At 43.1% G+C, this 13,090-nt stretch carries 8 protein-coding genes and 1 pseudogene; 8 read left to right on the plus strand and 1 reads right to left on the minus strand.

Features of this window, described 5'->3' with window-relative positions; translation table 11 throughout:
• Window positions 1–14: 14 nt before the first annotated feature.
• Window positions 15–1,142, plus strand: coding sequence for a precorrin-8X methylmutase (locus tag FCR06_RS22560; protein WP_138503697.1), 1,128 nt, complete (start codon window positions 15–17; stop codon window positions 1,140–1,142).
• A gap of 42 nt (window positions 1,143–1,184) precedes the next feature.
• Here the strand turns inward: FCR06_RS22560 and FCR06_RS22565 are convergent, their stop codons facing one another.
• The gene (locus FCR06_RS22565) at window positions 1,185–2,798 is read right to left on the minus strand and encodes a DUF6798 domain-containing protein (RefSeq protein WP_138503698.1); all 1,614 of its coding nucleotides are present in this window, start codon (window positions 2,796–2,798) and stop codon (window positions 1,185–1,187) included.
• Window positions 2,799–3,284: 486 nt separating this feature from the next.
• Between FCR06_RS22565 and FCR06_RS22570 the strand changes: the two are divergent.
• The 7 genes and pseudogenes from FCR06_RS22570 to FCR06_RS22600 form a co-directional block, all read left to right on the plus strand.
• Window positions 3,285–6,281: pseudogene (locus tag FCR06_RS22570) on the plus strand (DUF4912 domain-containing protein); the annotation flags it as partial.
• A gap of 78 nt (window positions 6,282–6,359) precedes the next feature.
• Entirely contained in the window at window positions 6,360–7,292 is a 933-nt protein-coding gene (locus FCR06_RS34870) for a DUF4912 domain-containing protein (protein ID WP_411268016.1), read from the plus strand.
• Between the two features lie 600 nt (window positions 7,293–7,892).
• Window positions 7,893–10,076 (plus strand): glycine--tRNA ligase subunit beta, encoded by a 2,184-nt coding sequence (glyS, locus tag FCR06_RS22575; RefSeq protein WP_138503702.1) that lies wholly within the window; start codon window positions 7,893–7,895, stop codon window positions 10,074–10,076.
• Window positions 10,077–10,159: 83 nt separating this feature from the next.
• Window positions 10,160–11,818: a UDP-N-acetylmuramoyl-L-alanine--D-glutamate ligase gene (gene murD / locus FCR06_RS33735; RefSeq protein WP_223280242.1), complete on the plus strand. Its 1,659-nt coding sequence runs from the start codon at window positions 10,160–10,162 to the stop codon at window positions 11,816–11,818.
• Between the two features lie 110 nt (window positions 11,819–11,928).
• The gene (locus FCR06_RS33740) at window positions 11,929–12,186 is read left to right on the plus strand and encodes a helix-turn-helix domain-containing protein (protein WP_223280243.1); all 258 of its coding nucleotides are present in this window, start codon (window positions 11,929–11,931) and stop codon (window positions 12,184–12,186) included.
• 2 nt (window positions 12,187–12,188) lie between these two features.
• Window positions 12,189–12,554, plus strand: coding sequence for a helix-turn-helix domain-containing protein (locus tag FCR06_RS22595; RefSeq protein ID WP_138503704.1), 366 nt, complete (start codon window positions 12,189–12,191; stop codon window positions 12,552–12,554).
• Window positions 12,555–12,582: 28 nt separating this feature from the next.
• Window positions 12,583–13,090: IS630 family transposase (locus FCR06_RS22600; RefSeq protein WP_138503706.1), on the plus strand; the 508-nt coding region annotated here is incomplete at its 3' end.

The raw sequence follows: 13,090 nt of genomic DNA on the forward strand, positions 1-13,090 counted from the left end.
AGTTGAAATAAGTTATGAATGCTGGTTGCTTAACCTTAACCATCAAAGAACTTACCGATGCAGTTGGTGGCGGTTTGACTCCGCGCATGGTGCGACATTACCATCAATTAGGACTCCTACCGCAACCAGTACGATCGCCTAGCAATTACCGTCTCTACACCCAAAAAGATGTGCTGCGGTTGCAACGAATTGTGGCACTCAAGCAACAGGGGTTTCAGCTAAATCACATTCGTCACATTTTGGAAGTGGAACCAGAAGCCGACACAAATCAAAACTTGATGGTGCAACTTCAACAGCAATATCGAGCTGTAATGCAACAAATTTCCCAACTGCGGCAAACTGCATCAGCATTAGAAGGATTATTAGGACGCGATCGCCATTGTCAAATTATGCAGGCACAAGTCTTAGCAAAACTGAAGTTACTCGATGTGGAAACCCAAGCCGGATTGGGGGGACTGGAAAAATTGTGGAGTGGTTTGGATGCCGAAATTCATAGGCACTCTGAGGCTTTTTCGGAATCGCTACAACTTTTATTACCTGATTTATCTCACCGTTCAGAAATCGAACAACACTTAATTTCTCAGTTGGTTTTGGCTTGTGGCGATGTCAGCTTGGTGTCTTTTGTTAAGTTGAGCCGAGATGCGATCGCAGCTAGTCGAGAAGCTTTATCTGCAAGCTGTCAAATAGTTGTCGATACCCAAACGGTGGCTGCTGCTTTGGATAAAACTCGATTATTTCACTTGGGATGTCGCATTGAAACTTTGATTGATAATCCTCATATTACTACTGCTACAGAGGCAGAGCTTGCCTTTTGGCAGCAGCAAGAATGGCGACAAAAATTGCAACAAGTAACTCCAGGTTGTGTACTGATAGTTGGTTATGCTCCCTCGGTGCTTCTACAAGTTTCTTTGGCGATCGCTAATCAAAAAATTCAGCCTGCACTCGTAATTGCAATGCCCATCGGCTTTAGCCACGCTCCCGCAGCCAAGCGACAACTGATGCAACAACGAATACCTTTCATTACAGTTGAAGGAACTTTGGGAGGCGGTGCTTTAGCTGCAACTGCGCTGAATGCTTTGGTGGAATCGCTAATTGATAAACCACATTGTCATTGTTATCTCAATCAAACTAATACTAATTAAAAAAAGAATGCAACAGTTAAAACTGGAAATCCCTTAGTAGTTCTAATCTTGTTGTTTTGCATACAGAACGTAGGATTTGTTACGGTAAGCAACTGGCAGATCTAACCGATGTTGAATGTGAGTTACAAAATAGGAAGCGTGATATTTCACTATTAGCGCCTTAGCCTGATCGATGGTCAAGTTGTTGTAGCCCTCTGTAAGTAGTTTTTCACTAAACTGAGTTAATGGATCGACCCCATTAAAATTACCACTCAAGTCACGCATACGTGAAAACCACTCTAATGTTGCCGCTTTAGTTTGAGCCATTAACTTATATTTGGCAATGGTTGGACGCTCTGTCAACCAGATGAAGTTGCTATGTTCAACCGGTGGAGATACGAATGTGGCATTTTTTGGCGTATTTTTTCGTATCCAAGCAGCCATATCTTTCCATTGAGAGTCTACTTCCTGCACTTCGTCAGGAAAATTAAGTGTGGAGTAAAAATTTTTCTCAAAACTAGGAAATGCCTTGACAATGCTTATACTCACTAGCAAACCACATATCAGTATCAGCACTCTTTGTTGTTTTCTACTTGAGAAGATACGATCCAAAGCACAGACAAACAATAGGCAAGCGTTGAGGTGCAGCATCACATCGCCCACACGGAAAAGATAATACTGTAGCAAGGTTCCTTGAGAGTCGAATGGAGCGATAACTACTCCCAGTAAAAAGGGGACTAGACTGATTAGTGTAAACTCAAACAACCCTCTACGAGCTTCGTATTCTTCAAACTGTTCGGGTAGTCCTTGAGTGGGACGATGGAACCAAAGGATGCCAGCACTGCCCACAAGCATCATCAGGTAAAATATCGGAACTATCCACCAATATGCAGGCCAAGACAAGGGATTCAAGTGATAGGGCATCCTGAGAAAGACATATATATATGTAGGCGAGATCGGGCTTGCAGGAGTTGAACTGGACAATTCTCCGAGTATCGCTTTTAGGCCAAATATACTTCCTATCAGGTATAGCGGAACAATAAACCCAAGCTCCCGCATACTAGGAAAATGGGTTTTTCGTTTTAAAATCAGCCAAGCTGCAACAAATAAAGTTGTATAGCCACCTACTAGAACATGGAATGAAGTTGCTAGCCCTAATAGAAAAGCCATCAAGCGATAACGTTTCCTGAGCATGAAGGCGATCGCAAACAAAACCATAGCATAAGCAAATATCTTCGTTTCTAGTACTCCTACGATCCTTTCCCCAGCAGCAACACCTTGTTTATCAAAGAAAAACATTGCAACTGCCAACATCAGTAAAGACAAATTCAATCCCAGTTTTCGCCCTATGAGTACTAGTGCCCAAGCTATCAGCGTGTAGCAAAATAATCGCCCGATTATTGAACTAGCCAGAAATCCCCAACTTGCTATCAGCCAGCCAAATAAAGTTTGAAACAATACTCGATAAACGGCTGGTTGATTAACAGACCAATCTCCTGGAACCCAGTTGTGGTCTGCAAACTGCCTTGCTAAAGGCAGAGCGTCGATATCATTTCTTGCCATGATATCAAACAATAATTCCTTGATACACAGCAGTAGCAAAACTGTGATGATTTCTAATATTATCCAACCCGTAGTTGTTAGAGCTGTTTTTTTATGTACATTTTGTTCCCTCATACCTAGCAGTTTCAACATAAAAAATATAAACACTATAACTTCTATAATATTTAAATTAAACTTAAATTTTATACTATACAATATATTTACTAAGTGTTTATACTATTTTGATTATTTAGCTAATTTTCCCAGCTTGGGTATCATTGGACAAGATTTAATCAAAGTATAAAAAATAACTACTATTAAAAAATTTTACTTAACTAAATTCTCTCTAGAAAAATAGAAATAGTTAAATTCAAGCGAAGTATATATCGACACAAATATTTACAATAAATGATAAGAAATATAACAGAGATGTATAATTAGCGCGTCTCCTGCATAATCCATAAAAAGATCGTGATTAAAGCTGGCAGGCTTTCTATTTTTTAGTTTAAGAACAGGCATATGTGGCAACAACAAAAAAAAGATACTTTGATAGTCAAGCTGGTATTATGGGTTGCCTTAGCTACGACCCCAATGGCAGCAAGTGTAGTAGTTTCAGCACCTATGCTGCTGGCGCAATCTGCACCCCAAACTCCGTCTTTCCCATTGCCGCAAACAGTGGAAAATGGAACGACAGTGCGAATTGATGGTTCAAGTAGCTTAACTGTAATTAACCAAAGCCTTAAAGACAGTTTTGAAAAACAGTTTTCGGGCACAAAGGTTGAAATTGCTGCTAATGGTGTCGAGCGGGCGCTGAGAGATTTGCTAGATGGCAAAATTGATATCGCAGCAATGGGTCGTGGTTTAACCCCAGCAGAAAAAGCGCTAGGACTCGAGCAAGTCCGCCTGCGCCGTGAAAAAATTGCGATCGTGGTTGGTGCAGAGAATCCTTTCAAGCAAAGTTTGACTAGTAAGCAATTCGCCCGAATATTCCGGGGACAAATTACAAATTGGTCGCAATTGGGCGGCCCTAGCGCTAAGATTCGGGTAATCGATCGCCCGCAAACGAGCGATACTCGCGATACTTTTCGTGATTATCCAGCCTTCAAAACAGCTAAATTTGCTACAGGCTCGACTGCGACTCAACTAACTCAGGACAATACCGCCGAAATCGTCAAAGACCTGGGTAAAGATGGCATCAGCTACGTGCTAGCTAATCAGGTGTCGAAGTTACAAGGTGTGCGAGTTCTGCAATTACATCAAACCTTGCCAGACGATGCCAAATATCCCTTTTCGCAACCATTAGTTTACGTTTACAAAAAAAATCCCAGCTTAGGTGCAGCAGCTTTTCTCGGTTTTACCCTTGCACCAGTAGGACAGCAGGCTATAGAACAAGCTAGAGTCACTGAAGCTGAGGCTGTAGCAGCCAGCGTATCACAATCAGCTCTTACAGCCTCCCCCAGCAAAGAAACGACATCGGCTACTACAGCTTCTCCCAGTGCAACTACTTCTGTATTTGGCGAACAGCCATTTGTGGCTCCTGCAAAACCACAAACGGCTCCAATTGTCAATAAAGAAACACCATTTTGGTTGCTCTTACCTTTGTTCGTCACTGCTGTAGGCGGAATCTTACTTTGGTGGTTTTTGGGCAGACGACCATCCTTGTCACAGAAAACAAATGACTTACCACAACCAAATCCTTATCCACCCAGCACAGACAATCTAGAAACTGCGAGCAATCCTAGTACTAACGTTGAGTTGCCAGAACCGGAAACTCCCGAGCGCACTCCTTTTCAAATTTATGGTCAATCATCTAACTTCACAGAGAATGGTACTCTAAAACAGCCAACTAATGGCACAAGCTCAAGCGTAGCTCATGGCTCAGAGAATAATTTAGGAGCCGCAGCATTAATGGGTGGTACTGCTCTGGCAACAGGAATAGGGACAGCTACTTGGTCTACCTTTGCTGACAAAGAAACAGACCCCAAGGATGAGATGAATGAAATAAATAATAATACTGAAAATTCTCATCCAGAGTCCAGTGAAGTAGCATGGGATATAGAAGCTCCTGCGGCTGTTGTAAATACTCCATATCCTCAGTTAGGTAATATTCCAGAAGAAACATCTGATGGAGAATTGCCTTTATCTGATGAAGAGACAACCCCACTGCCTGAGTTACCAGATGTGCCAAAAGTCACTTCTAACTTTGAATATTGGGACACAGAACTTACCGAAGATGTGACGCCAGAAGAACTCCAGGCAGAATTAGAATGGCTAGAAAGTATCACCTCAACTGAAGATACAGTCTTACCCGAATCCGGCAACGTAGTAGCGGATGAAATACCTGACGCACAAACAGCATCACTACTCGAATTACCAGAATTGCCAGAAGATGCCTTGAATGTGGTAGCAGATGCAGCCGAACCCCCTATAGATTCGCTAGAGTCAGAATCCCCAGCTGATGCTGTTGCTGTGGCAGCTGGAGCAGGAATTGGAGCTTGGGCTAGTACCGTTGACAATGCACCGATAGCAGGCGCAACAGCTAATGGTTTAGTAAATGCAGAAGAACACAGTACGATTGTGCTGACACCGCGCACTCAGACATCGGCTGACATCTCTTGGGAGATTTCCGAAAGCCAAAAGTCAGCGCTGCGAAAACAAGGTGTTTCTCAATTGCTAGTGCGGTTGTATGATGTGACTGGTATTGACCTGAGTTATCAAACTCCCCAGCTTGTACAAGAGTACGAAAGTGAAGAATTACTCACTAAGAGCGTAGATATTCCGGCAAGCGATCGCGACTATATAGCTGAAATTGGCTATCTTGCTGAAGGCGAACGCTGGTTTCCCATTGCCCATTCAGCAATTGTGCGCTTCTTCAGTCCTGCCAAGCCAGATCCGGTTGTGGAAGATTTTCCTGTGAGTCAAACAGATCATACAGTAGAACACAGCACGATTGTGCTGACACCGCGCACTCAGACATCGGCTGATATCTCTTGGGAAATTTCTGAAAGCCAAAAGTGGGCGCTGCGAAAACAAGGCGTTTCTCAATTGATAGTCCGGCTATATGATGTGACTGGCATTGATTTGAGTTATCAAGCTCCCCGACTTGTAGAGCAGTATGAAAGTGAAGAATTACTCACTAAAAGCGTAAATATTCCCGCAAGCGATCGCGATTACATAGCCGAAATTGGCTATCTTGCTGAAGACGAACACTGGTTTGCTATAGTCCGTTCAGCAATTGTGCGCTTCTTCAGTCCTGCCAAGCCAGATCCGGTTGTGGAAGATTTACCTGTCAGCCAAACAGCTCATACAGAAGAACACAACACAATTGTGCTGACACCGCGCAGTTATAAGTCGGCTAATATCTTTTGGGAGATTTCCGAAAGCCAAAAGTCAGCACTGCGACAACAAGGCATTTCTCAATTGATAGTGCGGCTGTATGATGTGACTGGCATTGACTTGAGTGATCAAACTCCCCAGCTTGTAGAGCAGTACGAAAGTGAAGAATTACTCACTAAGAGCGTAGATATTCCCGCAAGCGATCGCGACTATATAGCTGAAATTGGCTATCTTGCTGAAGGTGAACGCTGGTTTGGGATAGCGCGTTCAGCAATTGTGCGTATTTTCAGCCCTGTGGGTCAAGAGCCAGTTCCAGAAGATACTAATAACTTAGGTGATGCAGAAGAACACAGCACGATTATGCTGACACAGCGCACTCAGGGATGGGCTGATATCTCTTGGGAGATTTCTGAAACCAAAAAATCAGCACTGCAAGAACAAGGCATCTCTCAATTGTTAGTGCGGCTGTATGATGTAACAGGCATTGACCTGAGTTATCAAACTCCGCGGCTTCTAGAGCAGTACGAAAGTGAAGAATTATTCACTAAGAGCCTAGATATTCCCGCAAGCGATCGCGACTACATAGCTGAAATTGGCTATATTGCTAAAGGCGAACGCTGGCTTGCTATAGCGCGTTCAGCAATTGTGCGTGTTTTCAATCCGATCGAGCCAGATCCGCTCCCAGAAGATTTAGCCGCAGTCAGCCAAACAGATAATGGCTTGGTAGATGCAGAACCAGAAAGCGCTATTGTCTTTACACCCCGTACTCCCAAATGGGCTTATGTCTCCTGGTACATTTCCCCAAATCAAAAGCAAGTGCTGCGACAACAAGGTGCTTCTCACTTAGCGATACGAGTGTATGATGTTACACAAATTGACCTGAGTTATCAAACTCCCCAGCTTGTACAGCAGTATGAATGTGAAGAAGTGGCAAGCGATCGCTTTGTGGCAATTCCTGTGAGCGATCGTGATTATATGGCTGAAATTGGCTATGTTACAGATGGCGATCGTTGGCTACCCATAGCGCGTTCAGCTAATATTCGTGTCTTCAGTCGTCCTCACGGAGATTTTTGGTTTGTCGCAGATGCTGAGTTAATTATTCATGGAGCAACCGAACCAAATACAACCGTAGCCATTGGTGGTAATACCATCAAAATCAAACCCGATGGTACTTTCCACTTACGTCTTCCCTTTTCGGATGGTTTAATGGACTATCTGATCACGGTAGCTGCTGATGGAGAATCTACAAGAACTATTCATAAAAAGTTCTCTCAGGAAACTTCCGAAAGCTAGCAATTACCAAGAAAGGCAGGAGGCAGGAGGTTGAGAGTATCAATTAAAACAAAAGTTGCTGGTTTAAAGCCCAGTTTAAATTCATAATTATACCGAGACTGCTTGCAGCGTTAGCGTAGCGGGGCACAGCTCGGTATAAAGCGCAAAGTCGGAGCGCTGGTCTCCGGTGATCTGAACTTTGTAAGAGAACGTCTACAGTCTAAATCCCACCTTTTTAAGAGTGGGTTCCTCCAGCATAGCTGCCTTCTGCTTTCTGCCTCTTGGACTTGAGCTATCCCTGTGAGAATTCCCCTCAGTTTTTACACTTGGAGGGAATTTTATAGCGCCATCACTTCCTTGCACTACGTCATCAGCCCAAAGAGCGTTTGCTCCCATAAGACCTCGCTCTTAGGGGTTGGGGGTAGGGTTGAAACATATTTCATCCAAACGAGAACCGCTATAATTCAGCAACGCCGCTTTTTTAGCCCGTCTATATATCTATGAGTTATATAATTTCAGTGGTGCAAAAGCTGTATAGCATTTTAGTATCAAAATATACTTATTAAATATTGCTACACACTTGTCTTGATGAATATTGTGTATTTTTTGTGTATTAAATAGATGATTAAAGCCAAAAACATTACTCAATCAGCAGATTTGACGTTTTTATTAGAAGTTGGTACAGAAGAACTACCTGCAAGCTTTCTCAGTAATGCTTTATTGCAATGGCAAGAGCGTATTCCCCAAAGTTTGACAGCAAACAGCCTCAAGGGCGATGTCGAAGTGTTCGGTACTCCTCGGCGTTTGGCGGTATTGATTAAAGGTCTACCATCCCAGCAACCAAACCGGGAAGAAGAAATTAAAGGGCCTCCTGCTAGTGCTGCTTTTAAAGATGGTCAGCCGACACCAGCAGCAATAGGCTTTGCCAAAAAGCAAGGCGTGGAAGTCGAGGCGCTGTCGGTTCGCCCGACTGATAAAGGGGATTTTGTGTTTGTGCAAAAAAGAATTCCTGGTCGTCCTGTGGCAGAAATTCTGACAGAACTTGTTCCCCAGTGGATTTGGGGTTTGGAAGGTAAGCGGTTGATGCGTTGGGGTGATGGAGATGCCAGGTTTTCGCGACCAATTCGCTGGTTGATAGCTTTGCTAGATGATAAGGTGCTGCCTTTAGAATTGGTGAATGGTTCTGAAACAATTCATAGCGATCGCCTGACCCAAGGTCATCGCATCTTACATCCTGAAGCTGTGACAATTGCCCAGGCTGCGGATTATCTTACCACCCTCAAAGAAGCCTGCGTTACCGTAGACCCAGAAGAACGAGCAAATTTAATCACAGAGCAAGTAAATACATTAGCCGAAAATTTAGGTGGATATACAGTAATTTACCCTGATTTATTAGAAGAAGTAACTCACTTGGTAGAATATCCTTCCGCAGTTGTTGGGAAATTTGAACCAGAATTTTTGGAATTACCAACCGAGGTAGTTACAGAAGTGATGGTAACTCATCAGCGTTATTTTCCTATATTCAAATCAGGTAGCCTTCAACAAGAATTACTGCCAAATTTCATCACCATTTCTAACGCAGATCCCCAAAAATCAGATATTGTTGCTGTGGGGAATGAAAGAGTAATTCGTGCCAGATTAGCTGATGGCAGATTTTTTTACGAAACTGATTTAACTAAGCCTTTGGAAAGCTTTTTACCCAAATTAGAAACAGTCACTTTTCAAGAAGAATTGGGTTCTTTACGTATCAAAGTAGATAGAGTAGTAAAGATTGCCGAGCAAATAACTAACCAATTAAGGTTAGGAGCAAATCAAAGCGAAAAAATCCACCGTGCTGCTTTATTATGCAAAGCAGATTTGGTCACCCAAATGGTATTTGAATTCCCCGAATTGCAAGGCATCATGGGAGAAAAATATGCCTTGGCCAGTGGTGAAGATAGTGAAGTAGCAAAGGCAATTTTTCAACATTACTTACCAACAGGAGCTGGTGACATTTTACCGGAAACACTCACAGGTCAAATTGTTGGTTTAGCAGATAGATTAGATACTTTAGTAAGTATCTTTGGTTTAGGTTTAATTCCTTCTGGTTCTTCCGATCCCTTTGCTTTGCGGCGTGCTGCCAATGCAGTGGTGAAAATTACCTGGTTTGCTAATTTAGCAATAAATTTAGATGATTTACTCCTGCAAATAGCAACAGACTTTACAGCTAAATACCACAAAGATTTGACATCATTAACGGCAGCATTACAAGAGTTTTTCTTACAACGTATTCGTACTTTGTTGCAAGAGGAAAAACAGATTGATTATGACTTAGTAAATGCAGTTTTAGGAGAAAACGATCCAGAATATACCGAACGGGCATTAAAGGATTTGTTAGATGTCCGCGATCGCGCCTTATATCTGCAAGAAATTCGCAACAATGGTACTTTAAATAGTATCTACGAAACCGTTAACCGTTCCACACGCTTAGCCTCATTCGGTGATTTGGATCCCATACAGCTACAACCAACAGCCATAATTCAAAAAGAACTATTCCAAAAGCCTTCTGAGGTAGTTTTATATAATGCCTTAGTTGATTTAGTACCAGAAACTCAAGCGGCACAACAGACTAGAAATTATCAACTGTTAGTAGCAGCCCTAGCAAAAATTGCTCCGAGTGTTAGTAACTTTTTTGATGGCGCGGATAGCGTTTTAGTAATGGATCCCGATCCAGAAATCAAGCGTAATCGATTACATCTGCTGGGATTAGTTCGCAATCATGCCCGGGTTTTAGCTGATTTCGGGGCAATTGTCAAAAATCTGTAGCGTAGATCAACAAAAAGTTGTGTAATTTTTGCCAATAAACGTTAGTATAGGGAGTGCTTAACCAGGGACCTCTGCTGCAATCTATGTCCAAAGCTCATGTAATTGGATTGGGAAAGTCCGGTGTTGCTGCGGCGAGATTGTTGAAACGGGAAGGTTGGGAGGTGGAGCTAAGCGATTCCGCTAGCGCTAAGACCTTAGCTGAACGCAACACCTCCGAAACCCTCCTCCAACAACAAGAACTCGCTGCCGAACAAATAATCGTTAAATTAGGTCAATCCCCGGAATTGAATGGTGCTGATTTACCGGAATTAATAGTCGTCAGTCCCGGCGTACCTTGGGATATTCCTGTATTAAATCATGCACGCCAATTAGGTATTGAAACCATTGGGGAAATGGAACTCGCTTGGCGATATTTACGCTTGCTACCTTGGGTAGGAATTACTGGCACTAACGGCAAAACTACTACCACAGCTTTAATTGCTGCGATTTTCCAGGCAGCAGGCTTGAATGCACCTGCTTGTGGTAACATCGGTTACGCCGCCTGCGAAGTCGCTCTGTCTTGGAACAGACGCGGGAACACGGAGAATTCTTTCTCCACGTCACCCTACCCTTCAGGAACGCTAAGAGCGAATGGGTTCGGCAGTGAGGCTCCTTTGTCGCTAACGCAACCGACACAAACCAAAGCCACTGCGGTGGACGGGTCTTCCGGTATCAAGCAAGTGGCGTCTAGCACTGCAACTGCTTCAGTACGTCTCCCTGTCTTTGCGTCTGGTTCTTTCCCTGCGTCAGAGCCTCTTCCAGTCTTTGCGTCTTCTTCACTCGATTGGATAATTGCTGAAATTAGCAGCTATCAAATAGAATCATCAACGTCTGTTGCACCTCGTATCGGTGTTTGGACGACTTTCACACCAGACCATCTGGCGCGGCATAAAACTTTAGAGAATTATTACAACATCAAAGCCAAGTTATTACGCCAGTCTGAGTTACAAGTATTTAATGGCGATGATGCTTACTTGAGCAAGCTAGGTTTGAGTGCTTGGCCAAATGCTTATTGGACAAGTGTCAAAGGAAAAGATTTTCTGATTAGCGAACAAGGCTTTTACATTGAAGATGGCTGGGTTGTAGAAAAGTTAACTGCCACCTCTGTACCAGAACGGATTGTGAAAGTATCTGCTTTGCGGATGGTGGGAGAACATAACCAGCAAAATCTATTGATGGCAGTAGCAGCAGCGCGGTTGGCGGGAATTAATCGTGAAGCGATCGCTCGTGCAATTAGTGAATTTCCTGGAGTTGCCCATCGTTTAGAATATATCTGCACTTGGGAAGGCGTTGATTTTATTAACGATAGCAAAGCTACCAACTATGATGCTGCCGAAGTTGGCTTGACATCGGTGAACAGTCCAGCGATTTTAATTGCTGGTGGAGAAGCGAAAGCAGGTGATGATAGTGCTTGGCTAGCACAAATTCAAAGCAAAGCTGCTGCTGTATTATTAATTGGCTCTGCTGCACCCACATTTGCCCAACGGTTGCAAGAAGTAGGCTATTATACTTACGAGATTGTGGAAACTATGGAAAGGGCAATCCCCAGATCTGCGGAATTAGCCAAACAATATCAAACATCTGTAGTGTTGCTATCTCCTGCTTGCGCCAGTTTTGACCAGTACCCGAATTTTGAGGTGCGGGGTGACCATTTCCGACAACTATGCCTTGCTTGGGCGGAAACTCCGAAGTTAGCAAACTAGAACTTCTAAACGTAGAAAATTCTAGTCAACAGTCCATAGTTTACAGCGTTTTTCAATTGAATAGACCACAAATTTAGTAAACTGGAGAGGCAGCAAAAATACTCATAGTTATGCCTGCTCCTTACTCAACTGATTTACGCCAACGTGTGATAGATGCTTATGAAGCCCAACAAGGGTCACAACGCCAACTGGCTAAACGCTTTAAAGTGAGCTTATCCTTCATTAAAAGGTTAATTCGTCGCTATCGAGATACAGGACAAGTGACACCTTTGCCTCATGGAGGTGGCGCGATCGCTAAAATCAGGACTAGCAATTTACCAGTAGTTGAGCAGTTAGTTNAACTGGAGAGGCAGCAAAAATACTCATAGTTATGCCTGCTCCTTACTCAACTGATTTACGCCAACGTGTGATAGATGCTTATGAAGCCCAACAAGGGTCACAACGCCAACTGGCTAAACGCTTTAAAGTGAGCTTATCCTTCATTAAAAGGTTAATTCGTCGCTATCGAGATACAGGACAAGTGACACCTTTGCCTCATGGAGGTGGCGCGATCGCTAAAATCAGGACTAGCAATTTACCAGTAGTTGAGCAGTTAGTTGATCGGCAACCAGACGCAATACTTGAAGAGTTATGCTCTAGTTTTGCAGCCAAAAGTGGTATTGAAGTCAGTGTTGCGACTATGCACCGAGCAGTTCAAAGGCTGAATTTGACCACTAAAAAAAACACTATATGCTAGCGAGCAAGATAGTCAACGAGTAAATCAAATGCGTTTTGAGTATCGAGATTGGGTTTTGGGTGTAGACCCACATAATTTGGTGTTTGTAGATGAATCCGGTTTGAAGTTAGGAATGACGCGACTGTATGGACGTGCAAAAAGTGGTGAGCGATTGCATGATTCATGTCCCCGCAATCGAGGACAAAATATATCTTTTATCGGAGCTTTAAGTTTGGATGGACTAATTGCGACCATGAGTATTTCCGGTAGTGTTAACACTGATGTCTTTGTAACTTACGTGCGAGAGATTCTAGCACCACAATTATGGATTGGAGCAATTGTGGTGATGGATAATTTATCAGTACATACTGCTGCGGTGATTCAAGACTCAATTGAAGCAGTTGGCGCACGTCTTGTCTTTTTACCTCCTTACTCACCTGACTTATCTCCAATTGAATTATGCTGGTCAAAACTGAAGCACTGTTTGCGAGCAGCAAAAGTTACAACACATGAGGCACTAAATCAACTTTTAACTCAGATTGTGAATCAGCAAATTT

Source organism: Nostoc sp. PA-18-2419 (assembly GCF_005869855.1).
Lineage (GTDB): Bacteria > Cyanobacteriota > Cyanobacteriia > Cyanobacteriales > Nostocaceae > Nostoc.